At 73.4% G+C, this 23,382-nt stretch carries 21 protein-coding genes and 1 riboswitch; of the genes, 14 read left to right on the plus strand and 7 right to left on the minus strand.

The window, feature by feature from the left end; genetic code table 11:
• The first annotated feature begins 66 nt into the window (after positions 1 to 66).
• Positions 67 to 690, plus strand: coding sequence for a TetR family transcriptional regulator (locus tag ACIA6C_RS02430; protein WP_361136413.1), 624 nt, complete (start codon positions 67 to 69; stop codon positions 688 to 690).
• A 115-nt stretch (positions 691 to 805) separates the two neighbouring features.
• Here the strand turns inward: ACIA6C_RS02430 and ACIA6C_RS02435 are convergent, their stop codons facing one another.
• Together ACIA6C_RS02435 and ACIA6C_RS02440 are read right to left on the minus strand one after the other, a co-directional pair.
• The gene (locus ACIA6C_RS02435) at positions 806 to 1,039 is read right to left on the minus strand and encodes a ferredoxin (protein WP_399274434.1); all 234 of its coding nucleotides are present in this window, start codon (positions 1,037 to 1,039) and stop codon (positions 806 to 808) included.
• Positions 1,039 to 2,511, minus strand: a complete 1,473-nt coding sequence (locus tag ACIA6C_RS02440; protein ID WP_399272347.1) for an aldehyde dehydrogenase — start codon at positions 2,509 to 2,511, stop codon at positions 1,039 to 1,041. Before ACIA6C_RS02440 ends, ACIA6C_RS02435 begins: the two co-directional genes overlap by 1 nt.
• A gap of 181 nt (positions 2,512 to 2,692) precedes the next feature.
• Between ACIA6C_RS02440 and ACIA6C_RS02445 the strand changes: the two genes are divergently transcribed.
• The 7 genes from ACIA6C_RS02445 (at position 2,693) to ACIA6C_RS02475 (ending at position 10,984) form a co-directional block, all read left to right on the plus strand.
• Positions 2,693 to 3,745, plus strand: a complete 1,053-nt coding sequence (locus ACIA6C_RS02445; protein WP_399272349.1) for an MBL fold metallo-hydrolase — start codon at positions 2,693 to 2,695, stop codon at positions 3,743 to 3,745.
• Positions 3,746 to 3,923: 178 nt separating this feature from the next.
• Positions 3,924 to 4,006: riboswitch (cobalamin riboswitch) on the plus strand.
• 129 nt (positions 4,007 to 4,135) lie between these two features.
• The gene (locus tag ACIA6C_RS02450; protein ID WP_399272351.1) at positions 4,136 to 5,374 is read left to right on the plus strand and encodes a prenyltransferase/squalene oxidase repeat-containing protein; all 1,239 of its coding nucleotides are present in this window, start codon (positions 4,136 to 4,138) and stop codon (positions 5,372 to 5,374) included.
• Positions 5,374 to 6,015 (plus strand): SCO2322 family protein, encoded by a 642-nt coding sequence (locus ACIA6C_RS02455; protein ID WP_399272353.1) that lies wholly within the window; start codon positions 5,374 to 5,376, stop codon positions 6,013 to 6,015. The genes ACIA6C_RS02450 and ACIA6C_RS02455 overlap by 1 nt, the downstream gene beginning before the upstream one ends.
• Positions 6,016 to 6,119: 104 nt before the next feature.
• Positions 6,120 to 7,244, plus strand: coding sequence for an energy-coupling factor transporter transmembrane protein EcfT (locus ACIA6C_RS02460; protein WP_399272355.1), 1,125 nt, complete (start codon positions 6,120 to 6,122; stop codon positions 7,242 to 7,244).
• Positions 7,241 to 9,379: an ABC transporter ATP-binding protein gene (locus ACIA6C_RS02465; protein WP_399272357.1), complete on the plus strand. Its 2,139-nt coding sequence runs from the start codon at positions 7,241 to 7,243 to the stop codon at positions 9,377 to 9,379. The genes ACIA6C_RS02460 and ACIA6C_RS02465 overlap by 4 nt, the downstream gene beginning before the upstream one ends.
• Positions 9,376 to 10,191 carry an ECF transporter S component gene (locus ACIA6C_RS02470; RefSeq protein ID WP_399272359.1) on the plus strand — a complete coding sequence of 272 codons (816 nt, stop codon included), beginning with the start codon at positions 9,376 to 9,378 and terminating at the stop codon, positions 10,189 to 10,191. The genes ACIA6C_RS02465 and ACIA6C_RS02470 overlap by 4 nt, the downstream gene beginning before the upstream one ends.
• Positions 10,192 to 10,528: 337 nt before the next feature.
• Complete coding sequence (locus tag ACIA6C_RS02475) at positions 10,529 to 10,984, plus strand: transglycosylase SLT domain-containing protein (RefSeq protein ID WP_361136430.1); 456 nt, start codon at positions 10,529 to 10,531, stop codon at positions 10,982 to 10,984.
• A gap of 147 nt (positions 10,985 to 11,131) precedes the next feature.
• Here the strand turns inward: ACIA6C_RS02475 and ACIA6C_RS02480 are convergent, their stop codons facing one another.
• On the minus strand, positions 11,132 to 12,301 hold the full coding sequence (locus ACIA6C_RS02480; RefSeq protein WP_399272362.1) for a steroid 3-ketoacyl-CoA thiolase: 1,170 nt from the start codon (positions 12,299 to 12,301) through the stop codon (positions 11,132 to 11,134).
• Between the two features lie 241 nt (positions 12,302 to 12,542).
• Here ACIA6C_RS02480 and ACIA6C_RS02485 point away from each other — a divergent pair, with 241 nt between their 5' ends.
• Entirely contained in the window at positions 12,543 to 13,793 is a 1,251-nt protein-coding gene (locus tag ACIA6C_RS02485; protein WP_366083041.1) for a cytochrome P450, read from the plus strand.
• 124 nt (positions 13,794 to 13,917) lie between these two features.
• Positions 13,918 to 14,292, plus strand: coding sequence for a DUF6193 family natural product biosynthesis protein (locus ACIA6C_RS02490; protein WP_361136436.1), 375 nt, complete (start codon positions 13,918 to 13,920; stop codon positions 14,290 to 14,292).
• A gap of 204 nt (positions 14,293 to 14,496) precedes the next feature.
• Here the strand turns inward: ACIA6C_RS02490 and ACIA6C_RS02495 are convergent, their stop codons facing one another.
• The gene (locus ACIA6C_RS02495) at positions 14,497 to 16,539 is read right to left on the minus strand and encodes a bifunctional glycosyltransferase 87/phosphatase PAP2 family protein (RefSeq protein ID WP_399272366.1); all 2,043 of its coding nucleotides are present in this window, start codon (positions 16,537 to 16,539) and stop codon (positions 14,497 to 14,499) included.
• A gap of 121 nt (positions 16,540 to 16,660) precedes the next feature.
• On the opposite strand from ACIA6C_RS02495, the gene ACIA6C_RS02500 reads away from it, so the two are divergent.
• On the plus strand, positions 16,661 to 16,996 hold the full coding sequence (locus ACIA6C_RS02500) for an antibiotic biosynthesis monooxygenase (RefSeq protein ID WP_329194907.1): 336 nt from the start codon (positions 16,661 to 16,663) through the stop codon (positions 16,994 to 16,996).
• Positions 16,997 to 17,144: 148 nt separating this feature from the next.
• On the opposite strand, the gene ACIA6C_RS02505 is transcribed toward ACIA6C_RS02500, so the two are convergent.
• Entirely contained in the window at positions 17,145 to 17,540 is a 396-nt protein-coding gene (locus tag ACIA6C_RS02505; RefSeq protein ID WP_361136441.1) for a nuclear transport factor 2 family protein, read from the minus strand.
• A 129-nt stretch (positions 17,541 to 17,669) separates the two neighbouring features.
• On the opposite strand from ACIA6C_RS02505, the gene ACIA6C_RS02510 reads away from it, so the two are divergent.
• On the plus strand, positions 17,670 to 18,248 hold the full coding sequence (locus ACIA6C_RS02510) for a GNAT family N-acetyltransferase (protein ID WP_399272370.1): 579 nt from the start codon (positions 17,670 to 17,672) through the stop codon (positions 18,246 to 18,248).
• A 61-nt stretch (positions 18,249 to 18,309) separates the two neighbouring features.
• Here the strand turns inward: ACIA6C_RS02510 and ACIA6C_RS02515 are convergent, their stop codons facing one another.
• Positions 18,310 to 20,361 carry an MFS transporter gene (locus ACIA6C_RS02515; protein WP_399272372.1) on the minus strand — a complete coding sequence of 684 codons (2,052 nt, stop codon included), beginning with the start codon at positions 20,359 to 20,361 and terminating at the stop codon, positions 18,310 to 18,312.
• 142 nt (positions 20,362 to 20,503) lie between these two features.
• Here ACIA6C_RS02515 and ACIA6C_RS02520 point away from each other — a divergent pair, with 142 nt between their 5' ends.
• Entirely contained in the window at positions 20,504 to 21,586 is a 1,083-nt protein-coding gene (locus ACIA6C_RS02520) for a peptidoglycan-binding protein (RefSeq protein WP_399272374.1), read from the plus strand.
• Positions 21,587 to 21,816: 230 nt separating this feature from the next.
• Here ACIA6C_RS02520 and ACIA6C_RS02525 read toward each other — a convergent pair whose 3' ends face one another.
• Positions 21,817 to 22,158 carry a DUF5713 family protein gene (locus ACIA6C_RS02525; RefSeq protein WP_399272376.1) on the minus strand — a complete coding sequence of 114 codons (342 nt, stop codon included), beginning with the start codon at positions 22,156 to 22,158 and terminating at the stop codon, positions 21,817 to 21,819.
• 180 nt (positions 22,159 to 22,338) lie between these two features.
• On the opposite strand from ACIA6C_RS02525, the gene ACIA6C_RS02530 reads away from it, so the two are divergent.
• Positions 22,339 to 23,031, plus strand: coding sequence for an HAD-IA family hydrolase (locus tag ACIA6C_RS02530; protein WP_399272378.1), 693 nt, complete (start codon positions 22,339 to 22,341; stop codon positions 23,029 to 23,031).
• Positions 23,032 to 23,382 lie beyond the last annotated feature (351 nt).

The following is a 23,382-nucleotide window of genomic DNA, read 5'->3' on the forward strand; positions in this document are numbered from 1 at the left end:
ATGCTGACGGGCGCACCCGGCGCGAGCAGCCCCGCCAACGACACGGAACGCCTTGGAACAGGACAGATGACAGTGGAAGCGAAGGCCGTGACCACACCGGCGTCCCCGCCCTTGACGGAGCGCCAGGAGGCGCGCCGACGACGGATCCTGCACGCCAGCGCGCAGCTGGCCGGCCGGGGCGGGTTCGACGCGGTCCAGATGCGCGAGGTCGCGGAGGCGGCGGGCGTGGCGCTGGGCACCCTGTACCGGTACTTCCCCTCCAAGGTCCACCTGCTGGTCGCCACCATGCAGGACCAGCTCCAGCACATGCACACGACGCTGCGCAAACGACCCCCGGCGGCACAGGACCCGGCGGCCCGCGTCGCGGAGACCCTCATGCGCGCGTTCCGGGCCCTGCAGCGGGAGCCGCACCTGGCGGACGCGATGGTCCGGGCGCTGACGTTCGCCGACCGCAGCGTGAGCCCGGAGGTCGACACGGTCTCGCGGCTGACGACGGCGATCATCCTGGACGCGATGGGCCTGGAGTCCGCGCCGACGGCGGAACAGCTCTCGGCGGTCAGGGTGATCGAGCACACCTGGCACTCGGCGCTGATCACCTGGCTCTCGGGCCGCGCCTCGATCGCCCAGGTCAAGATCGACATCGAAACGGTCTGCCGCCTGATCGACCTGACGGCGCCGGAAAGGGCTTGAACGCGCCGTAGGGGCGGGCTGCCGGTGGGCGGCGCGCGGTCCCCCGGCACGCCGCCCACGAACCCCGCCCAGCGGACCAAGCGGCACCCCGCCGGCACCCCGCCCCCGCCCCCCCCTACTCCTCCGGCGGGAACACCGCCTCGCCCGTCGCCAGCAGCGTGATCGTGATGGCCTCCACCGGGCAGCCCTCGGCCGCCGTCAGGAGCGGCTCGTTCGCGTCGGTTTCCGGCTCGCGGGGGTGGGACTGGCGTGCCGAGTCCAGGGCGAAGCCCGCCGGGGCGTGGTTCACGCACATGCCCGAGCCGATGCACACCCCGCGGTCGACCTCCACCTGCCAGCGGTCGCCCATCACGCACCGGTCCCCGGGGCCTGGTACCCCGCCGGAAGGTGGATCATCTTCTGCTCCAGGTACTCGCTCAGCCCCTCGGGCCCGAACTCCCGCCCCACGCCGCTGTTCTTGTAGCCGCCGAAGGGCCCCAGCACGTCCAGGCTGAAGGTGTTCACGTTGAAGGTGCCGGTGCGGACGGTGCGGGCGAAGTCCAGGCCGTGTTCCACGTCGCCGGTCCAGACGCTGCCGCTGAGTCCGAACTCCGAGTCGTTGGCGATCCGTACCGCCTCGGCCTCGTCCCCGTAGGGGATCAGGCACACCACCGGCCCGAAGATCTCCTCCTGGGCGATCCGCATCGAGTTGTCGACGTCCCCGAAGAGGGTGGGTTCGACGTACCAGCCCCGCTCCAGGCCCGCCGGGCGGCCGCCGCCGGTGAGGATCTTGGCGCCTTCCTCCTGGCCGATGCGGATGTAGTCCAGCGAGCGCTGCTGCTGCCGCTTCGCCACCAGCGGTCCGAGCTGCGTCGCCGGGTCCAGCGGGTCTCCGACGACCAGCGCTCCCGCGGCGGCGGCGAGGGCCTCGGCCACTTCCCCGTAGCGGCTGCGCGGTGCGAGGATCCGGGTCTGGGCCACGCAGGCCTGCCCGTTGTTCATCCAGGCGGCCGGGACGATCCCGGCGACGGCCGACTCCAGGTCGGCGTCGGGCAGGATCACGGCGGCGGACTTGCCGCCGAGTTCGAGGGTGACCCGGGTCAGGTTGCGCGCGGCGACCTCCATGACGCGCCTGCCGGCGGCCACCGACCCGGTGAAGGCGACCTTGTCGACGCCGGGGTGGCCGACCAGGTACTCGCTGGCCTCCCGGTCGGCGGGCAGGATCGACAGCACGCCCTCCGGCAGGCCGGCCTCCCCTGCGATGTCGGCCAGGATGTAGGAGTCGAGCGGGGACTCCGGCGAGGGCTTGAGGATCACCGTCGAGCCGGTGAGCAGCGCGGGCGCGAGCTTGGCCGCGGCCACGAACTGCGGGACGTTCCACGGGATGACGGCGGCGACGACCCCCACCGGCTCGCGGCGCACCAGGATCGGCCCGAGCGCGCCCTGGCGGTGCTCCTCGTACGGGTAGTCGCGCGCGACGGTGATCGCGGCGTCGTAGACCATCATCGGGCCCAGCGCCTGGGCGAGGACGCTCCATGAGTACGGGGACCCGTTCTGGGAGCTGATCGAGCGCGCGATCTCCTCGTGCCGGACGGCGATGGCGTCCTTGATCCGGGAGACGACGGCTGTGCGCTCCTCCAGGGTCATCCGGGGCCAGGGCCCTTCGTCGAAGGCCTTGCGCGCGGCTGCGACCGCGCGGTCCACGTCCGCCTCGCCGGCGTGCGGGACGCTGCCGATGACCTGCTCGGTATGGGGTGAGACGACGGAGATGGTGGCGTCGCCCAGCGGATCCGTCCACTGCCCGCCGATGAACAGCTGTCCGTGTTCCACGAGCTCGGTCATGGCAAGGCCTCCTGCGGCTACCAGCGGGCTGGGCGTCCCAGAACTGATACCAGTTCTAGTTCCAGGAGTCCACGGCGCGAACGCAACAGCCGGGACGGAATCCGACGGCTAGTCAGAAGCCGTCCCCGGATGGTGGACTGGGGCGACCAGTGCAACGCGTTCTCGTTTCCTTGGAGTCCGTATGACACCCCTCGCCCCACCCCAGGTCACCGACCACGGCGGAGGCGTGTGGAGCATCAAGGTCCCCATCCCCGACAACCCGCTCGGGCACACGCTCGTCCATGTCCTCGACACCGACCGCGGGCCCGTACTGATCGACACCGGCTGGGACGACCCCGAGTCCTGGGACACCCTCGTGGCCGGGCTCGCCGCGCTCGGCATCCCCGTCGCCGGCCTCCACGGCGTGGTCATCACCCACCACCACCCCGACCACCACGGCCTGTCGGGGCGGGTCCGTGAGGCGTCGGGCGCGTGGATCGCGATGCACGCCGCCGACACCGAGGTCGTCGTACGCACCCGGTCCTCCGAACCCGGCGTCTGGTTCGACTACATGAGCGGGAAGCTGGCCACCGCCGGCGCCCCCGAGGAGCACATCGCCCCGCTGCGGGCGGCCCGGGCGAGCGGCCGGATGCGGACCCTGCCCGGGCTGCGGGCCGCCGTGCCCGACCGGGAGATCGTCCCCGGCGAGCTGCTGCCCCTCGCCGGGCGGGCGCTGCGTGCGATCTGGACCCCCGGACACACCCCGGGCCACGTCTGCCTCCACCTGGAGGAGGCCCATCCGGCGAACCTCCCCGGCAACGGCCGCCTCTTCTCCGGGGACCACCTCCTGCCCGGGATCTCCCCGCACATCGGGCTCTACGAGGATCCGGAGGACGAGCGGGTCACCGATCCGCTCGGGGACTACCTCGACTCCCTCGAACGCGTGGGCCGCCTGCGCCCCGCGGAGGTGCTCCCCGCCCACCAGCACCCCTTCACCGACGCCCCGGGCCGGGTGCGGGAGCTGCTGGCGCACCACGAGGAGCGGCTGGCCGGGCTCTGGGAGCTGCTCGCCGAACCGCTGACCCCGTGGGGGCTGGCCGAGCGGATGGAGTGGAACCGGCCCTGGGAGCAGATCCCGTACGGCTCGCGGAACATCGCGGTCTCCGAAGCGGAAGCGCACCTGCGGCGGCTGGTGAAGCAGGGCCGCGCGGAAGCGGTGCCGGGCACGGACCCGGTGACGTACCGGGCGGTGTGACGCGGAACCCGGCGGTCTGACGCAACGACAGGGCGGCGTGACGCGGAACCCGGCGGTGTGACGCCCCGTGCCCCCGCGCCGGGTAAGGGGTGCTCCCGAGCTGCGCCCCGGGCAGGCGGCCCCCGGGAGGCCCGGCCCGGGCCGGTACAGTAAGGCCGTCGTCCACACTTCCGTACGGGGGCAAGCCGGTGCGAATCCGGCGCTGACCCGCAACCGTGACCCGCATCCCGGCACTGCCCGGGGCGGGGAGCCGGGATGCCCCGCCGGGAGTGCGCGGCTCGTGCCGCCGGGGCCCCCGGCGGCCGGCACCGTCGAGGAATACGGAGCCGGAGCCCGGTACCCGCGTGTGCCTGCCCCCGCTCCCCCAGCACGAGAGGCACCCGCCCCGCCATGAACGTCCGTCGCAGCGCAGCCGCGCTCGCCGCCTCCGCCGTGCTCTGCCTGGGCGCAGCCCCCGCCGCCCTCGCCGCTCCCTCCCCCTCCCCGGCGCCGGTGATCCCCTCCGGCCTGTTCGGCCAGGCCGACCCCACCTACGACGGTGTCTGGCGCCAGTCGTTCGCCCTGCTCGCCCAGCACACGGTCGGCCTGCGGCCCGCCCCGCAGGCCGTCGCCTGGCTCAGCGGCCAGCAGTGCGCCGACGGCGGCTTCGCCTCCTTCCGCGCGGACGCGACGAAGGCGTGCGACCCGGCGACGCCGCTCGACACGAACGCCACCGCGGTCGCCGTGCAGGCCCTCAAGGCTCTCGGCGGCCACGACGCGCAGGTCAAGAAGGGTGTGGACTGGCTCAAGTCCGTCCAGAACGAGGACGGCGGCTGGGCGTACGTCCCGGGCTCGCCGAGCGAGGCGAGCTCCACCTCCGTCGTCATCAGCGCGCTGGCCGTGGCGGGCGAGAAGCCGGCCGACGTCACGTCGAAGGCGGGGAAGTCCGCGTACGACGGCCTGCTCGCCTTCCGGCTGGGCTGCGACGCCGAACCGGCCTCCGACCGGGGTGCCTTCGGGTACCAGCCGGCCGACGGCAAGCTCCCCGCCAACGCCGACGCGACGGCCGCCGCGACCCTGGCCGGTCTCGGTCAGGGCGCGGTCGTCGCCCCGGCCGCCGCGGACTCTCCCGCGACCGCCCCGGCCTGCCCGGCGGGCGCACCCGACCCGGCGGCCGCCGCCCAGGGCGCGGCCGGGTACCTGGCCGAAGCCCTCAAGAAGGACGGCCACCTGACGGCCGCCACCCCGGGCGCCGACCAGCCCACCCCCGACACCGGCAACACCGCCGACGCCGTCATCGCCCTGGCGGCGGCCGGCCACAAGCAGTCGGCGGCGGGCGCACTGGAGTGGCTCAAGGCCAACTCGGCGCAGTGGGCCAAGGGGAACCCGGCGGCCCTGGGCACCCTGGTCCTCACCGCGCACGCGACCGGCACCGACCCGCGGGCCTTCGGCGGTACCGACCTGGTCGCGGCGCTGAACGCGACGGGTCCGGCCCCGCAGACGCCGGCGACGGGCGCCATGCCGGCCAAGGACAAGGACAAGGACGAGGACGGCTCCGGCAACCTCGGCTGGATCATCGGCGCGGGCGCCGCGGCCGGCGTCGGCATCGGCTTCCTGCTGAGCGGCCGCCGGAAGAAGAACCAGGTCTGATGCGCAGGCTGCCCGCTTTCGCCGTCGCCCTCGGCGTCCTCCTCACCCTGCTCGCGGCGTCACCGGCGCTGGCGTCGAGCTACCGCTACTGGTCGTTCTGGGACGGCGGCGCGAAGGGCCCCTGGGCGTACGCCACCCAGGGGACGGCGGCCCGCCCCGCGGACGGCACCGTCGAGGGTTTCCGCTTCGCGGTGAGCAAGGACGCCGGCGACCAGGCGTCCCGGCCGCGGGTCGACGCCGACTTCGCGGCCGTCTGCGCGGGCACCCCGGCGGTGGACGGCAAGAAGCGGGTGGCCCTGGTCATCGACTTCGGGCTCCCTCAGGACTCGCCCTCGGGCGAGACGCCGCCGCAGGCCGGACCCCGCACCGCCTGCGCGCAGGTGGCCCCGGACGCCACGACCGCCGAGGCGCTCGCTTCGGTGGCGAAGCCGCTGCGCTACAACAGCGCGGCGCTGCTGTGCGCGATCTCCGGCTACCCCGAACAGGGCTGCGGGGAGCCGCTCGCCGAGGGCGCGGTCAAGGAGCCGAAGGCCGCCCCCGGCGGTGACGGCGGTCCTTCCGCGGGCCTGCTCGCGGGTGTCGCGGCGGTAGCCGCCCTCGCGGCGGCCGCCGTCTGGCAGTCGCGCCGCCGCTCCCGATGACGCCGCTTGCGCGGGGCCCGCGCACGGACACCACGCACGGAGCCGCAGCAGGCCACCGGGCCCCGGCCGGGGACGGTCCCGGCGGGGCCGGTGAGGGGGCGCGCGTGCCGACGTACGAAAAAAGGGGCTCGCGCGGGGCTCCCGAGGCGCGGCGCGGCAACGCCCTGCACGCGGGGGCCTGGTGGGTGTGGGCGCTCGGGCTCGCCACCGCCGCCTCGCGCACCACCAACCCGCTCCTGCTCGGGCTGATCGTCGCCGTCGCCGGTTACGTCGTCGCCGCCCGCCGCACCGCCGCGCCGTGGGCGCGTTCCTACGGCGCGTTCCTGCGGCTCGGTCTCTTCGTCATCGGCCTGCGCCTCGCCTTCTCCACCCTCCTCGGCTCGCCCGTTCCCGGCGCGCACACCCTGGTGACCCTTCCCGAAGTCGCCCTGCCCGCATGGGCGCAGGGCATCCGCCTCGGCGGCCGCGTCAGCGCCGAACAACTGGTGTTCGCCTTCTACGACGGCGCGAAGCTCGCCACCCTCCTGGTGTGCGTCGGCGCCGCGAACGCGCTCGCGAACCCGGCCCGGCTCCTCAAGTCGCTGCCCGCCGCCCTGTACGAGGCGGGCGTGGCCGTGGTCGTCGCGATGACCTTCGCGCCGAACATGGTGGCCGACGTGGCGCGCCTGCGCACCGCCCGGCGGCTGCGCGGGCGCCCCACGGGCGGGGTGAAGGCCGTCCTGCAGATCGGCCTGCCGGTACTGGAGGGCGCCCTGGAGCGCTCGGTGGCGGTGGCCGCCTCCATGGACGCGCGCGGGTACGGCCGTACCGCGCAGGTCCCGCCCGCCGTGCGCCGCACCACCAACGCGCTCACCCTCGGCGGGCTCCTCGGGATGTGCGCCGGAACGTACGGGCTGCTCGCGGCGCAGGGTGCCGTGTTCGGCCTGCCCGTCCTCTTCCTGGGCCTCGCCCTGGCCCTGGCGGGGCTGCGGCTGGGCGGCCGGCGCAGCGTCCGCACCCGGTACCGGCCCGACCGGTGGGGCGGCCGGGCCTGGCTGGTCGCCGGGTCGGGCGCGGCCGTGGCGGCGCTGCTCGCCTACGCCGCGGCGACGGATCCGCAGGGCCTGCGCCCGGGGGTGGTGCCGCTGGTCGCGCCGGCGCTGCCGCTGTGGCCCGCGGCGGCGATCCTCATCGGCCTGCTCCCCGCCCTCGTGGCACCCGTACCGCCGAAGGAGGCGTCATCGCTGTGATCCGGTTCGAGCAGGTCTCGGTGACCTACGAGGGCGCCCGCGCCCCCGTGCTCCGCGACGCGGACTTCACCGTGCCGGAGGGCGAGCTGACGTTGCTGGTCGGCCCGTCGGGAGTCGGCAAGTCGACACTGCTGGGGGCCGTCTCCGGGCTGGTCCCGCACTTCACGGGCGGCCGGCTGCGGGGGCGGGTCACCGTCGCGGGCCGGGACACGCGCACGCACCGGCCGCGGGAACTCGCGGACGTGGTGGGCACGGTCGGGCAGGACCCGTCGGCCCACTTCGTGACGGACGTGGTGGAGGACGAGCTGGCCTACGGGATGGAGTCCCTGGGGCTGCCGCCTGCGGTGATGCGGCGCCGGGTGGAGGAGACGCTGGACCTGCTGGGCCTGAACGAGCTGCGGGACCGGCCGCTGGCCACCCTGTCGGGCGGTCAGCGGCAGCGGGTCGCGATCGGGTCGGTGCTGACCCCGCACCCGCGCGTGCTGGTGCTGGACGAACCGACGTCCGCGCTGGACCCGGCGGCGGCGGAGGAGGTGCTGGCGGTGCTCCAGCGGCTGGTGCACGACCTCGGCACGACGGTGCTGATGGCGGAGCACCGCCTGGAGCGGGTGGTGCAGTACGCCGACCGCGTGCTGCTGCTCGCCGCCGCGGGCGCCGCCCCGGTCCTGGGCAGCCCGGCCGAGATCATGGCGGTCTCGCCGGTCCACCCCCCGGTCGTCTCCCTCGGCCGCCTGGCCGGCTGGTCCCCCCTCCCCCTCTCCGTCCGCGACGCCCGCCGCCTCTCCCCTTCCCTCCTCCCCCGCCTGACACCCCCCGGGCCGATTACAACCCCGCCGACGGCTTCGGCACCCCCGGCCCCGCCGAATCCAGCCCTGCCACATCCAGCCCCGCCGAACCCGGCCCCGCCGACCGCTTCGGCACCCCCGGCCCCACCGGCCCCGGCCCCGCCGAACCCGGCCCCGCCACATCCAGCCCCGCCGAACCCAGCCCCGCCGACCGCTTCGGCACCCCCGGCCCCACCGGCCCCGGCCCCACCGGCCCCGGCCCCGCCGAACCCGGCCCCGCCACATCCAGCCCCGCCGAACCCGGCCCCGCCGACCGCTTCGGCACCCCCGGCCCCGGCGAATCCAGCCCTGCCACATCCAGCCCCGCCACATCCAGCCCCGCCGGCGTTCGAGGCGCGGGGCGCGGGGCGGAGCCCCGCACGGCCCGGCGCAGCCGGGACCGGCCGCCGGGCGGCGCCGCGCACCCTCTGGGCCCGCCTGCGCCGCACACCGGCCCCCGCCACGAACCCCGCCACGAACCCGGCCAGGGACCCCGCGGAGCCACCGGCCCGTGTCACCCGCCTCACCCTCCGCCGCGCCCGCGCCGAGGTCCTCCACGACATCACCCTCACCGTCTCCCCCGGCGAGACCATCGCCCTCATGGGCCGCAACGGCGCGGGCAAGTCCACCCTCCTCGCCACCCTGGCCGGCACCCTCGCCCCCACCACCGGCGAGGTGCTCGTCGGCGGCCTCACCCCCCACCGCACGCCGCCCCCGCAGATGATCCGCCGCGTCGCGCTCGTCCCGCAGGACCCCCGCGACCTGCTGTACGCCGACACCGTCGCCGCCGAGTGCGCCGCCGCCGACTCGGACGCGGGCGCCGCCCCCGGCACCTGCCGCGCCCTCGTCACCTCCCTCCTCCCCGGCGTCCCCGACGACACCCACCCCCGGGACCTGTCCGAGGGGCAGCGCCTGGTCCTGGCCCTCGCCCTGGTCCTGACCGGCGAACCGGCCCTGCTGCTGCTCGACGAGCCCACCCGCGGCCTCGATTACGCCGCCAAGGCCCGCCTGGTCGGGATCCTGCGCGCCCTGGCCGCCGACGGCCGCGCCATCATCCTGGCCACCCATGACGTGGAGCTGGCCGCCGAGCTGGCCCACCGCGTGGTGATCCTGGCGGGCGGGGAGGTCGTCGCGGACGGCCCGACCGCCGATGTGGTCGTCTCGTCCCCCGCCTTCGCCCCGCAGGTGGCCAAGGTCCTGGCGCCGGGCCACTGGCTCACGGTGTCCCAAGTCGCCGCGGCCCTGTCCCCGCAGCCGGAGCCCGCGGCGCCGGCCTCCCCGGACCCGGACCCGGAGGGCCGCCCCTCATGACCGCCCGCCCCCACCCCCGCCCCCTCCCGCTCGGCCCGCGCGCCGCCGCCGCGCTGACCCTCGTCACCCTCATCGGCATCGCCGCCTTCGGCTGGCCCCTGCTCGCCGACGGCCGCTCCGGCCTCTCCCACTCCCAGGACGCCCCCTGGCTCTTCGCGGCGCTGCTGCCGCTGCTCGTGGCGGTGGTCGTCGCCACCATCGCCGACCAGGGGATGGACTCCAAGGCCGTCGCCATGCTGGGCGTGCTGGCCGCGGTCGGCGCGGCCCTGCGGCCGCTGGGCGCCGGTACGGCCGGCCTGGAGCCCATGTTCTTCCTGATGGTGCTCAGTGGCCGCGTCCTGGGGCCCGGTTTCGGTTTCGTCCTCGGTTCCGTGACGATGTTCGCGTCCGCCCTGCTCACGGGCGGTGTGGGGCCGTGGATGCCGTTCCAGATGCTGGCGCTGGGCTGGTTCGCGCTGGGCGCCGGGCTGCTGCCGGGGCCCGCGCGGATCCGGGGGCGGGCCGAGCTGTGGATGCTCGCCGCGTACGGGTTCGTCGCGTCGTTCGCGTACGGCACGGTCATGAACCTGCAGGGCTGGGTGCTGCTCCAGGGCATGGGCCAGGGCATCTCCTTCCACCCGGGCGATCCGGTGCCCGCGAACCTGGCCCGCTTCCTCGCGTACTGCCTCGCCACCTCCATCGGCTGGGATCTCGGCCGGGCCGCCCTGACCGTCGTACTGACCCTCGCGCTCGGCACGACCCTGCTGAAGGCGCTCCGCCGGGCGACGCGGAAAGCGGCGTTCGATGTCCCGATTTGCTTCGATATGCGTTGAAAGTGGCCGCGACCACACCCTATTTCGTTGCACGTCCCGTCACGCAGCGTGAGATTCGGGCCCTTCCAGGGTGAGGCGGCCCACAGGACCCACGTCACATACGGCGCTCTTTAGTAGCCCTCCAGGCCCCCTTCCCACCCCTGCAAAACCTCCCCTGACCTGCACGGACCCCTCCGGTCGCCCACCGGGGCCCGAGGCCACCCGCTATGAAAGTGCCTAGTAACAGGGGTCGTTGCCAGGGCCGCCCAGACCTGGCTAACTGGTGATGTCGCCACGGCGGCAGGGGTCATCTCCCCCCGCCCGACGAACCCCTCTCCTTTGCGTGAGTGGCTCACGCATGCCTCCGGCATGCAGCGACCGCCCTTGTCCCCTTCGGAAGGTTTCCTCCGTGTCCAACGCCGTCATCCGCCGCATCGCCGCCTCCAAGAAGGCCCTCGCGGGCTCCGTCCTCGCCCTGGGCGTCGCCGGCTCCATGCTCGCCACGGTTCCCGCCCAGGCGGCCCCGATGGACGCCAAGGCCATCGCGCGCCAGATGATCAAGGACCCGGCGCAGTTCGCGGCCTTCAACCAGATCGTTTCCCGTGAGAGTGGCTGGAACCACACCGCCACGAACGCCTCTTCCGGCGCGTACGGCCTGGTCCAGGCCCTGCCGGCCTCGAAGATGGCTTCCGCGGGCGCCGACTGGAAGACGAACCCGGCCACCCAGATCAAGTGGGGCCTGGACTACATGAACTCCCGCTACGGCAGCCCCGTGGGCGCCTGGAACTTCTGGCAGTCGCACCACTGGTACTAAGCCACCAGTGGCAGCAGACGCAGCACGACGCACCTGAGCGGTGCGTGCGAAGGCCCCGGTGGCCGGCCTCCCCAGGCCGGCCACCGGGGCCTTCGGCTTTCCCCATCCCAATGGGTCCGGTGGCGGTGCGCCCCTCGGCGACCGCCCTCACAGCCGCTGGATGATCGTCCCGGTCGCCAGCGCGCCGCCCGCGCACATCGTGATCAGCGCGAACTCCTTGTCCCGCCGTTCCAGCTCGTGCAGCGCGGTGGTGATCAGCCGGGCGCCGGTGGCGCCGACGGGGTGGCCGATCGCGATGCCGCCCCCGTTGACGTTGACCTTCTCCAGGTCCTGGTCGAAGACCTGCGCCCAGCTGAGGACGACCGAGGCGAACGCCTCGTTGATCTCGACGAGGTCGATGTCCTTGAGGGACATCCCTGCCTTGCCGAGGACGGCCCGCGTCGCGTCGATCGGCCCGTCCAGGTGGTAGTGCGGGTCGGCGCCGACCAGCGTCTGGGCGAGGATCCTGGCCCGCGGCTTGAGCTTGAGGGCGCGGGCCATCTTGCGTGAGGCCCACATCACGGCCGCGGCGCCGTCGGAGATCTGCGAGGAGTTCCCGGCGGTGTGCACGGCGGTCGGCATGACCGGCTTGAGCCGGGCCAGCACCTCCATGGAGGTGTCCCGCAGCCCCTCGTCCCGGTCGACCAGCCGCCACATGCCTTGACCGGCCGCCTGCTCCGCCTCGGTGGTCGGCACCTGCACGGCGAAGGTCTCGCGCTTGAAGCGTTCCTCGGCCCAGGCGGCCGCGGCCCGCTCCTGGGACAGCAGGCCGAGCCGGTCGACGTCCTCGCGGGTCAGCCCCCGGCGGCGGGCGATCCGCTCGGCGGCCTCGAACTGGTTGGGGAGGTCGACGTTCCACTCGTCCGGGAAGGGCTTGCCGGGGCCGTGCTTGGAGCCCGAGCCGAGCGGGACGCGGCTCATGGCCTCGACGCCGCAGGCGATGCCGATGTCCATGACCCCGCCGGAGATCATGTTGGCGACCATGTGGTTGGCCTGCTGTGAGCTGCCGCACTGGCAGTCGACGGTGGTGGCGGCGGTCTCGTAGGGCAGGCCCATGGCCAGCCAGGCGTTGCGGGCCGGGTTCATCGACTGCTCGCCGGCGTGGGTGACGGTGCCGCCGACGATCTGTTCGACGCAGTCGGGCTGGATCGCGGTCCGGGAGAGCAGTTCGCGGTACGTCTCGCCGAGCAGGTAGGCGGGGTGGAGGTTGGCGAGCGAGCCGCCGCGCTTTCCGATGGGGGTGCGTACGGCTTCGACGATGACGGGTTCCGCGGCCATGAGCTCGTCCTCTCCTGCACGGTGCCGGCGCGGCGGGCCGTCCCGGCGCCCCGCCTGAACTAGTACGCGTTCTACTTCTCTGCGCAGTCTTATGAACCGGAGGCCCGGCACGCAAGGGTCTTGCACGCGGCTTACACGGATTCCACACTCAACAGCCGGTGCCGCGGCCCTTGTCACTTCTAGAACTCGTTACTACCTTCGAGCCATCTTCTGATGGGTTGTCAGACCTTGGAGTCGCCCGATGTCGTGTCCCGCGCTGCCCGAAGGCTTCGACGCCACCGACCCCGACCTCCTCCACGCCCGCGTCCCCTTCCCGGAGTTCGCGCAGCTGCGGCGGACGGCGCCCGTGTGGTGGTGCGCCCAGCGGCGGGGCGTGACCGGCTTCGACGACGAGGGGTACTGGGCCGTCACCCGGCACGCGGACGTCAAGTACGTCTCCACGCACCCGGAGCTGTTCTCCTCGACCCTCAACACGGCGATCATCCGCTTCAACGAGCACATCCGGCGTGATGCCATTGATGCCCAGCGCCTCATCATGCTGAACATGGACCCGCCGGAACACACGCGCGTGCGCCAGATCGTCCAGCGCGGTTTCACCCCCCGGGCGATCCGCGGCCTGGAGCAGGCGCTGCGCGACCGGGCGCGGAAGATCGTCGAGGAGGCGCTGCCGGCCTCCGCCGACGGCAGCTTCGACTTCGTCACCCAGGTCGCCTGCGAACTCCCCCTCCAGGCCATCGCCGAGCTGATCGGCGTGCCGCAGGAGGACCGCTCGCGCATCTTCGACTGGTCGAACAAGATGATCGCCTACGACGACCCGGAGTACGCGATCACCGAGGAGGTCGGCGCCAACGCGGCGATGGAGCTCATCGGTTATGCCATGAACCTGTCCGCCGCGCGCAAGGAGTGCCCGGCCAACGACATCGTGACGCAGTTGGTGGCCGCCGAGGGCCAGGGCAACCTGGGCTCCGACGAGTTCGGCTTCTTCGTGCTGCTGCTGGCGGTCGCGGGCAACGAGACCACCCGAAACGCCATCAGCCACGGCATGCACGCCTTCCTCACCCACCCCGAGCAGTGGGAGCTGTACAAGGAGAGGCGCCCGTCGACGACGGCGGAGGAGATCGTGCGCTGGGCCACGCCGGTGGTGTCCTTCCAGCGCACCGCCACCCAGGACACCGAGCTGGGCGGCCAGAAGATCAAGGCGGGCGACCGGGTGGGGCTGTTCTACTCCTCCGCCAACCACGACCCCGAGGTGTTCGAGGACCCGGACGTCTTCGACATCACCCGCGACCCCAACCCCCACCTCGGGTTCGGCGGCGGCGGGCCGCACTTCTGCCTCGGCAAGTCCCTGGCCGTGATGGAGATCGACCTGATCTTCAACGCTCTCGCCGATTCCCTGCCCGACCTGCGCCTCGCCGGGGACGGCCCGCGGCGGCTGCGCGCGGCCTGGCTCAACGGGATCAAGGAGCTCCGGGTCAGCCACGGTCGCGGCTGACCCGTGATCCAGGGCGGCAGCGGCCGCTCCCGCCCACGTCCCCGGCCCCTGCCGTCCGCTGGTCTATCGGTTCGTGACCTGCGAAACCGTTGTCCTGGCGGCGTCGGGGCAGCACACTTCGCGGATGAACCTTCAGGAGGAACGCGGGGCCACCGACGCGGTGGAAGCCCGCTGGCAGCGCATGCCCTTGACGTGGCGGCTGGTACGGGACCGGGCCGAGTCCAAGACGCTGAGCCAGGGCGTTCTGGCGCTGCTGGCGGCGGCCTCCGCCGAACCGCGGCTGCGCCGGCTGTACCCGTTCACCAAGCAGTGGACCCTGTGGTTCAGCTCCCGTACGAGCCCGCCGTTCAACGTCGACGTGCCAGCGGCCGAACCGCTGCCCGACGGCCGGTTCCGGGTGCGCGGCCCGCGCGCGGAGCAGGTCGTCGGCGAGACCGACACCGCCGAGGCCGCGATCGCGCTCGTGGTGGCGCAGCTGCCCGCGGACGGGAAGCCGTAGGACGTCGAGGGCGTCCCGGGTGGCGGGCGCGGTGCCGCGGCCCCATTCTGGACGGACGCGGCGATCCACCGAAGGGGCGCCGGAGCGGGCTCGATGCCGCGCTCCGCCGCCCCTTCGGCCTGCGTGGAGGGCGTGTGGGCGGGCGTAGGACCGCCGTAGGCGCGCGGAGGACCGTGCCCGCGCCCCGCGTGCCCCGCGTGCGGGTCAGGCGCGGGTGCGTTCCCCCGACGGGTTCGCGCTGCCCACCCGCTCCGGCGTGCGCGGGCGCGGCATGGTGAGGCCGACGTCGGCCGGCGCGAGTGCGCCGCGCGGCCCGGAGAGGACGTAGACCAGTGCGAACCCGGCGGTGACGACGAGGGCGCCGCCGACCGCGTCGAGCACCCAGTGGTTGGCGGTGGCGACGATCGCGCACACCGTGATCAGCGGGTGCAGCGCCCCCAGCAGCTTCTGCCAGGTCCTGGGCGCCAGCACGATGATGACGATCCCGCACCACAGCGACCAGCCGAAGTGCAGTGAGGGCATCGCCGCGTACTGGTTGGAGATGGCGGTCATGGCCCCGTACTGGGGGTGGGCGAGGTCCTGCACCCCGTGCACCGTGTCGACGAACCCGAGGTCGGGCATCAGGCGCGGCGGTGCGAGCGGGAACAGCCAGAAGCCGACGAGCGCGAGGACGGTGGCCAGGCCCAGCGAGGCCCGCGCCCAGCGGTAGTCGCCGGGGCGGCGCCAGTACAGGACGGCCAGGATGGTCAGCGGGACCACGAAGTGGAAGGAGGTGTAGTAGAAGTTGAAGAAGGCCTTCACCGGGGGCGCGTCGACCACCGCGTGGTTCACCGCGTGCTCGATGTCGATGCCGAGCGCCTTCTCCATGCCGTGGATGAGCCTACCGTTGCTCTCGGCGAGGCTGCGGCTGGTGGGTGCGGCGGCCCGGATGTGGGAGTAGAGCGAGTACCCCACCCGTATCAGCAGCAACTCCAGCAACAAGTTGGGGCGCGACAGCACACGGCGCCAGAAGGGCATCAGCGGCACGCGTGACCAGCGGGCGGCGGCGGGCCGCCCGTAGGCGGTGGGCACGGGCTCGCGCCAGTAGGGGGACGACCGGGGCAGGAACGGTACGGCGCAGGCCGCGGCCAGCGCGGTCAGGAGCAGCACGTTGTCGCGTACGGGGGCCAGCGCGGCCAGGTTCGGCAGCAGCACGTCCGCTGACAGGGTCATGGCCAGAACCACGGCCACCGGCCACACGGTGCGGTCCGCGGCGCGCTTGCCGACCTTCCCGGCGACCGCGAGCAGGACCCACAGCAGCTGGTGGCGCCAGCCCGCCGGGGAAACGGCCACGGCCACGCAGCCGGTGATCGCGGCGGCGAGCAGCAGCTGCCCGTCGCGGGCGTAGCGGGCCGCGCGGCGCAGGCCGGTCCAGACGACCGCGGCGGCGAGGAGGACGTAGAGGACGATCTCGCCGGGGCCGCTCAGGCCGAGCCGCAGCAGGGCGCCGTGCAGGGACTGGTTGGCGAGGCTGTCGGGGGCTCCGCCGAGGCCGGTGCCCGCGACGTTCTGCACCCAGTACGTCCACGAGTCGCGCGGCAGCGACGCCCAGGACAGCGCGGTGGCGCCGGCGAAGGTCACGGCGGCGGCCCTGGCTCCTGCACGGCGCCCGGTCAGCCACAGCAGCGGCGCGAAGAGCAGCAGCCCGGGCTGCAGCGCGGCGGCGAGGCCGACGAGGAACCCGGCCGGCCGCTCGGCGGGCACCCGGAAGACGGCGAGCAGCACCAGCAGGACCGGCAGTACGGCGGTCTGCCCGGGCGAGGCGGCCTCGCGGACGGGCAGCGACACCATCATCAGCGCGACCAGCACGGGCGCGGCCAGCAGCGCGGTACGGCGCGGCACCGGGTCCGGCAGCGCCCGGGCGGCCACCAGCCCGATCGCGGCGACGAACAGGAGCGTGACGCAGGTCCACGCCACCTCCAGGGAGGGCGCGGCGAACCCGACGAACGGCTTGAGGACCAGCCCGGCGAAGGGTGTGCCGGTGAACTGGCCGGAACCGCTGTCGTAGAGCGAGCCGGGCAGGCTGCCGGGGAGGTGGAAGGCGCTGAGCCACTGTCCCGGTGGGACGCGCAGTACGACGGCGGCCTGTCTGACGGCGAGCACCGCCGCCAGCGCCCAGAGCAGGAGGCGCGCCGCCCCGAGCCTTCCGCCATCGCCTATGACCCCGGCATGTCCGGGTCCACCCCTGTGCTCCGCCGCGTTAGCCACGCCTCGCCGGCCTCCCGCCCTGTTGACCGCAACCCTGACTTCGCCTGGCTGCCGCGCTTCATGCACCACTTGATTACCTGGGGACGACGATATCCCGCGCGGGATCCCTAGGATGGCGGGCATGAGCATCGTGAAGATCAACGCGCTGACCGTCCCCGCCGAGCAGCGGGAGGTGCTGGAGCAGCGTTTCGCCTCGCGGGCGGGGGCCGTGGAGGGTTCGGACGGGTTCGAGTGGTTCGAGCTGCTGCGTCCGGTGGAGGGCACGGACCAGTACCTCGTGTACACGCGGTGGCGTTCGGAGGAGGACTTCCAGGCGTGGATGGAGGGTCCGATGAAGGCGGCGCACCAGGGTGGCGGGGGTGCGGGTGGCGGTGAGCGGCCGAAGCCGGCGGCGTCGGGCTCGTCGGTGTGGTCGTTCGAGGTCGTGCAGCAGGCGGCGCCCAAGCCCCAGGGCTGATGGGGGTCGGCGGCCGCCGGGTGGCGGCCGCCGGGTTCGGGGCGGCTGCCGGGTGGCGGCCGCCCGGGTTCGGGGCGGGTGCCGGGTGGCGGCCGCCCGGGTTCGGGGCGGTGGGGTCGGGTCGGCTGGGGGCGGTGGGGTCGGCCGGTCAGCCCCAGAAGGTGTTCTCCTCGTCGATGTCCTGGGTGCACTGGTCGATGTCGCTGATCTTGCCGCCGACGATGGTGAAGAAGAGTCCCTGGTGGATCTCGATCCCGCGGTCGGCGCGGTCGGCCCGGGTGTTGTGGAAGGCCATGGCGTGGCCGCGGCCGTCCACGAGCACCGACAGCAGCTCGACCCGCATGGTGCCGCCGGTCTCCTCGCCGAAGGCGCGGTAGAGGTCCAGGACGGCCTGGCGGCCCTTGTGGTGCCCGGAGAGCTGGTTGTCGCCGGGTACGTGGTGGATGACGTCGGCGGTCAGGAGGGAGCCGAGCGTCTCCAAGTCGCCGCTGTTGAAGGCCTCGTAGCCACGGCGGACCAAGGCGGCGTCGGGGTGTTCGGACATGGCGCCCACATCCTCTGATCGAACTCTGGCAGGCATTCCGGTCGAAGCGTTTTACCCCTTTTCACATCATCAGGCCGCCCCTGTGGATATTCCAGCGCAGCCGCCCGCCGACCGCCCCAGAATGACGCCATGACCATGGAACAGAGCACGCAGCAGAGCACGGGACGAACCGACGCACAGGCCGGCGAGCAGATCACCGCCACGGCCGGCTGGCAGGTCGCCCCCGAACCGTTCACCACCGCCGACGCCACCGCCCTGCGCCGCGCGTACTACGCCGAAGTCGCCGGCCGGTACTGGCGCAGGTCCGTCACCGAGGCCGAGATCGACGAGGGCCTGCGTGACGACCCGGCCGACGGGCTCGCCCCGCCGACGGGCCGGTTCGTGGTCGGCCGGTACGACGGCCGGCCGATGTCCTGCGGCGGCATACGCCTCCTCGACCCGACCACCGCCGAGCTCACGAGGGTGTACGTCGACCCGCGCGCCCGCGGCACCGGAGGCGGGGCGGCCCTGCTCAGGGCTCTTGAGGACGCGGGCCGGGACATGGGTGCCGAGCGGATCCGCCTGGACACGCGGTCCGACCTCGTGGAGGCCCGGCGCCTGTACGCGCGGCAGGGGTATGTGGAGATACCCGCCTACAACGCGGGCCCGTATGCGGAGCACTGGTTCGAGAAGCCGATATCCGCGGTGCGGGCCCCCGGCCGGGCGTGACCGACGCCGGGGCCCGGGCCGGACTGCGGCGCGGCTGACGGCTCCCCGGCGGCCCCGTGGGTCAGTGGCTGGAGTGGTCGCGGCGCGAGAAGGTGTCGTAGGGCTCCTCGGAGTCGGATCCGCAGAGCTCCTCGTTGAGCTCCTTGAGCAGGTCGGCCAGGTCGGTCGGCCGCTCAGGACCCCACCAGTCACCCAGCAGCTGGGCGAGGGACTCCTGCCTGGCCTGGGACAGCCGGGCCGCGACCTCGCGGCCCCGGTCGGTGAGGATCAGCGGCAGCCCGTCGCGTACGGCGAGCCCGCGCTCCTCGACCTGGCGGGCGGCCTCCGTGATGGTCTTGATCGGCACGGTGGTGCGTTCCGCCAGCACCGCCGGCTCCACCGATCCGTACTTGTTGATCCGCAGCAGCATCCAGCTGGCGGCGGGCAGCAGGTCGAAGCCGGCCTTCTCGGTGATCTTCTCGTAGACGTGGCGGCGGCCCTCGCGGCTCCCGAGCACCGACAGGGCCCGGGCCACCTCGTCCCGGGAGGAACGCTGGACGGGGTTGGTGGCCAGGGTCTCGCTCGCGTCGGGTGCGGTGACCGAGCCGCGCAGCTTGTCCTCCTTGAGGAACCAGGCGACGACGAAGGCGACGAGGACCAGTGGCACGGCGTAGAGGAACACGTCGGTGATGGAGGAGGCGTAGGCGTCGAGCACGGGCGGCCGAAGGGCGGGCGGCAGCATCGCGACCGCCCGCGGGTCGGCCTCCAGGCCGTTGACGCTCACCCCGGGGGGCAGCGGCACCCCGGCGAGGGTGGCGGACAGCTTGTCGCCGAGACGGTTGTTGAAGATCGTGCCGAAGATGGCGACGCCGAAGGAGGCGCCGATGGAACGGAAGAAGGTGGCTCCCGAGGTCGCGACGCCCAGGTCCTCGTACCGGACCGCGTTCTGCACCACGAGCACCAGCACCTGCATGACCAGGCCGAGACCCGCGCCGAAGACGAAGAAGTAGGCGCTCATGACCAGATCGGAACTGGTGCGGTGCAACTGGTGCAGGAGCAGCAGCCCGACGGCGGTGACGGCGGTGCCTGCGATCGGGAAGACCTTCCAGCGGCCGGTCCGGCTGACGATCTGACCGGAGCCGGTGGAGGAGATCAGCAGGCCGAGCACCATCGGCAGCATGTGGACACCGGACATCGTCGGTGAGACGCCCCGGACGACCTGGAGGAAGGTGGGCAGGTAGACCATCGCGCCGAACATCGCGAACCCGATGACGAAGCTGATCAGGGAGCAGAGGGTGAAGGTGCGGATCTTGAACAGGCTCAGCGGCAGGACGGGTTCCGCGGCCCGCCGTTCGACGGCGATGAAGGCGACCAGCAGTACGGCGGCCAGCACGACGAGGCTGATGACCTGCGCCGACCCCCAGGGCCAGGTGGTGCCGCCCAGGGAGGCGACGAGCACGAGGCAGGTGGCGACGGAGGCGATGAGGAAGGTGCCGAGGTAGTCGATGGTGTGCTTCGAGGCGCGCCCCGGGATGTGGAGGGCGGTCGCGATGACGAGGAGTGCGACGAGACCGATGGGGAGGTTGATGTAGAAGACCCAGCGCCAGGACAGGTGGTCCACGAACAGGCCGCCCAGCAACGGGCCGAGGACGCTGGTGGCGCCGAAGACGGCCCCGAAGAGGCCCTGGTACTTGCCGCGTTCGCGGGGCGGGACGAGGTCGCCGACGATCGCCATGGACAGCACGATCAGTCCGCCGCCGCCCAGACCCTGCAAGGCGCGGTAGCCGATGAGCTGCGGCATGTTCTGTGCCAGCCCGCACAGTGCGGAACCGATGAGGAAGATGACGATGGCGGCCTGGAACAGCTTCTTGCGTCCGTACTGGTCACCGAGCTTGCCCCACAGCGGTGTCGCGGCCGTGGAGGCCAGGATGTAGGCGGTGACGACCCAGGACAGGTGCTCCATTCCGCCGAGGTCGCTGACGATCGTGGGCAGCGCGGTGGAGACGATGGTCTGGTCGAGTGCCGCTATGAGCAGTCCGAGCAGCAGCGCACCGATGGCGACGAGCGCCTCCCGGGAGGTGTGCTCCGAGCGCGGACCGGGGTCCACCGCCGATGTGGTCACTTCCTGTGCCATCGGCTCCTCCGTAGATGTCTGGGCCTCGGGCAGGACAACATCTCCATCCTGAGCGGTGTGTCCGGTTATGGCCTGTCGGGAGGTTGGGTGCGGCCCGGCGGGTCTGCATAATCGCTGGCATCGGCCCAGGGAGGGTTTTCCAGTGAGCGCTGAGCGCTGTCCAGAATGCGACGCCCCGGGCGCCGGCTGCGGGTGTGCTGCGGCGGCGGGTTTCGACCCCCTGCGCATACGTCCGTACGTCAATCTGTCCGAAACCGGCCAGGCGGGTGACACCGGACCGTCCCCGCAGCCGGTCCTGGGCGCGGTGGCCCGGCCCGGTGTGCCCGCCGACGCCGACGCAGACGCCGACGCGACGGAGCTGCTGCCCACGGTCCCGCCGCGCCAGGACAGCCCGGCACACGGGACCCCCGCAGCGCCCCACCAGGACACCCCGGCGTACGGGACCCCCGTAGCCCCCCGCCAGGACACCCCGGCGTACGGGACCCCCGTAGCCCCCCGCCAGGACAGCCCGGCGTACGGGACCCCCGTACCGCCGCAGCCCTGGCCCGACCACACGGTCCCGCTCCGTGCGGTCCCCCGGGTACCGGGAACCACGAACGTCACAGCGGGAGGGGAGGGTGGGGGCGGGGGCGGGGGGCCCGAGAAGCGGCGCAAGCTCCCGCTCCCCCTGCTGCTGGCCGGCGCCGCCGCCCTCGTCGCCGTCGGCGGTGTGGCTGCGGCCCTCGGGGTGTTTGGCGGTTCGGGGTCGGGGGGTACGGCGCTGCTCGACGCGAAGCCGTCCGCGCCGGTGGTGGGCATGACCCCGGGTGTTCCGTCGCAGGGCTCGTCCAGCGCTTCGGCCGGCCCGTCGGCTTCGGCGTCCGCCTCGGCTTCGCCGTCGTCGAGCGCGTCCCGTTCGCCGTCGCCCTCCGCCTCACCGAGCGCGTCCCGCTCATCGGCGCCGCCGTCCCGCACCCCTTCCCCCACCCCGAGCCGTACCTCCGCCGCCCCGCCACCGCCTCCGGCCGCCGCGCAGGGGCCGACCCTGCGCTACGGCGACTCGGGCCCGGAGGTGAAGAAGCTGCAGCAGTTGCTGTCCGGGCAGGGCCTGTACCGCGGCCGGTTCGACGGCAGGTTCGGGAAGTCCACGGAGGACGCGGTGTCGGAGTTCCAGTGGTACAACAACATCACCGCGGACCCCTGGGGCGTCTACGGCCCCGCGACCCGCAAGGCCCTGGAGGGCTAGGTCGTCTCTTCCGTCTTGACCGGCCCGGGCGCGCGTCGTCCGGTGCCGAGCATCGGTGCGGCGGTGGGGCGCCTGCGTACTGGACTTACTTGGTGCCCCGCCGACGCGGCGAGGTGCGGTGCCGGGCGGCGCCGGGCCAGGCACGATCCGGACGGGACGGACCAGCCGTGTGGCCCGGCGGCGTCGAGCTGGGCGGCCCGGCTCACCACTCCCGGTTCACCACTCCCGGTTCACCACTCCCGCGTGGCGATGAGTTCCTCGACGTCCGCGCCCGTGAACCCGTAGGCCGCGGCCACGAAGGCGAAGTCCTCGGCGATGGCTTCCCGCGCGACGGTCTCGATCCCGCTCCCGGCCGCCTCGAAGTCGGCTTCCAGCAGATTGAACGCGTCCGTCGCCGCGTGGGTGAGCGCGTACAGCGCCGCCAGGTCCGCCGGCCGCTCCGCTTCCACCCGCTCACACAGGCGCACGAGGATCGCGCTGCCCTTGTCGAGGACGTGATCCGGAAAGTACGAGTCGGCGTACAGCTGCCGCAGAAAGCCGTACTCCGTGACCTGCTCATTCGTGATCGGCATGGCGCCTTCCCCTCGTGCGTCGAGGACCGTCGCGCCGATCATGCATCCCCGGACTGACAGGCGGTGGCGCGAACGGCGCCAGATTTTGTATAGTGCAGGAACAAAGTGGTTCCGTCCTCATTCCCTGACCGGTGGACGGAACCACTTGTTCTCTTTTGTCCCCTGTCTGGAGCCCCGCCGATGTCGGCCAGCACCATCAGCAACGTCGCCAGTACCACCGTCGTCCTCTCCGCCAAGGCCGTGCTCTTGGACATGGACGGCACGCTCGTCAACTCCGACGCGGTGGTCGAACGGTGCTGGCGGGACTGGGCAGTGGCCCACGGGCTCGACCCGCAGGAGGCGCTCAAGGTCGTGCACGGCCGCCAGGGCTACGCCACGATGGCGATCCTGCTGCCCGGACGGCCGATGGAGCTCAACCACGCCGAGAACGCCGAGATGCTCGCCCGCGAGACGGCCGACACCGACGGCGTGGTGCCGATCGCCGGCGCCCCGGAGTTCATGGCGGCGATCGCCGACCTGCCGCACGCCCTGGTCACCTCCGCCGACGCCGCTCTGGCCCGGACCCGGATGGCGGCGGCCGCACTGCCGATGCCGCGCATCCGGGTGACCGCCGAGTCGGTCGGCGCCAGCAAGCCCGACCCCGAGGGGTTCCTCAAGGGCGCCGCCGAGCTGGGCGTGGACCCGGCCGACTGCATCGTGTTCGAGGATTCGGCAGCCGGTATCGCCGCTGGTCGGGCGGCCGGCATGCGCGTGGTCGGCATCGGCCCCCGCGCCGCCGCCCATGCCCCGACCGTCCACGTCCCCGACCTGACGTCGGTGCGTGTCGCCGCCACCCCGAACGGCACCCTCACCCTTACCCTCACCACCGCCTGATCGACCCGGCCGGTCGAGGATGCGACCCGGCCTACGCCCGGAGCTGCACCCGGTGGGCCGGTGACCCCTACCCCGCTACGTATCCACGCGCGGGCGGCAGCAGAGCCCGGCAGGACGCCACCGCCCCAGCCGGACCGGTCGGCAGACGAGCAGTCGCCGGGGCCGATGTCGGGCAGGCGAAGGCGGCTCTTACCGCGCCCCGGCGCATGCCTCCAGGGCCCCCGCAAGGCACCGGACCGGTCCGGCCCCGCTGTGAGCCCCCCGACCGCGCGTTCCGCGCGTCCGGCGTTGAGGCCCTGGCGCGACCCGGATGCCCGCCCGGGGCGGGGCTGCGGAGGCGCTCCCCCTACT

This window comes from Streptomyces sp. NPDC051578 (assembly GCF_044454045.1).
Classification (GTDB): Bacteria; Actinomycetota; Actinomycetes; order Streptomycetales; family Streptomycetaceae; genus Streptomyces.

What these genes read in the sequence shown, in the direction of transcription:
- ACIA6C_RS02430 (WP_361136413.1), top strand. Translation starts at nt 67, where the DNA reads ATGACAGTGGAAGCGAAGGCCGTGACCACACCGGCGTCCCCGCCCTTG.
- ACIA6C_RS02435 (WP_399274434.1), bottom strand. Translation starts at nt 1,039, where the DNA reads ATGGGCGACCGCTGGCAGGTGGAGGTCGACCGCGGGGTGTGCATCGGC.
- ACIA6C_RS02440 (WP_399272347.1), bottom strand. Translation starts at nt 2,511, where the DNA reads ATGACCGAGCTCGTGGAACACGGACAGCTGTTCATCGGCGGGCAGTGG.
- ACIA6C_RS02445 (WP_399272349.1), top strand. Translation starts at nt 2,693, where the DNA reads ATGACACCCCTCGCCCCACCCCAGGTCACCGACCACGGCGGAGGCGTG.
- ACIA6C_RS02450 (WP_399272351.1), top strand. Translation starts at nt 4,136, where the DNA reads ATGAACGTCCGTCGCAGCGCAGCCGCGCTCGCCGCCTCCGCCGTGCTC.
- ACIA6C_RS02455 (WP_399272353.1), top strand. Translation starts at nt 5,374, where the DNA reads ATGCGCAGGCTGCCCGCTTTCGCCGTCGCCCTCGGCGTCCTCCTCACC.
- ACIA6C_RS02470 (WP_399272359.1), top strand. Translation starts at nt 9,376, where the DNA reads ATGACCGCCCGCCCCCACCCCCGCCCCCTCCCGCTCGGCCCGCGCGCC.
- ACIA6C_RS02475 (WP_361136430.1), top strand. Translation starts at nt 10,529, where the DNA reads ATGCCTCCGGCATGCAGCGACCGCCCTTGTCCCCTTCGGAAGGTTTCC.
- ACIA6C_RS02480 (WP_399272362.1), bottom strand. Translation starts at nt 12,301, where the DNA reads ATGGCCGCGGAACCCGTCATCGTCGAAGCCGTACGCACCCCCATCGGA.
- ACIA6C_RS02485 (WP_366083041.1), top strand. Translation starts at nt 12,543, where the DNA reads ATGTCGTGTCCCGCGCTGCCCGAAGGCTTCGACGCCACCGACCCCGAC.
- ACIA6C_RS02490 (WP_361136436.1), top strand. Translation starts at nt 13,918, where the DNA reads ATGAACCTTCAGGAGGAACGCGGGGCCACCGACGCGGTGGAAGCCCGC.
- ACIA6C_RS02500 (WP_329194907.1), top strand. Translation starts at nt 16,661, where the DNA reads ATGAGCATCGTGAAGATCAACGCGCTGACCGTCCCCGCCGAGCAGCGG.
- ACIA6C_RS02505 (WP_361136441.1), bottom strand. Translation starts at nt 17,540, where the DNA reads ATGTCCGAACACCCCGACGCCGCCTTGGTCCGCCGTGGCTACGAGGCC.
- ACIA6C_RS02510 (WP_399272370.1), top strand. Translation starts at nt 17,670, where the DNA reads ATGACCATGGAACAGAGCACGCAGCAGAGCACGGGACGAACCGACGCA.
- ACIA6C_RS02515 (WP_399272372.1), bottom strand. Translation starts at nt 20,361, where the DNA reads ATGGCACAGGAAGTGACCACATCGGCGGTGGACCCCGGTCCGCGCTCG.
- ACIA6C_RS02525 (WP_399272376.1), bottom strand. Translation starts at nt 22,158, where the DNA reads ATGCCGATCACGAATGAGCAGGTCACGGAGTACGGCTTTCTGCGGCAG.
- ACIA6C_RS02530 (WP_399272378.1), top strand. Translation starts at nt 22,339, where the DNA reads ATGTCGGCCAGCACCATCAGCAACGTCGCCAGTACCACCGTCGTCCTC.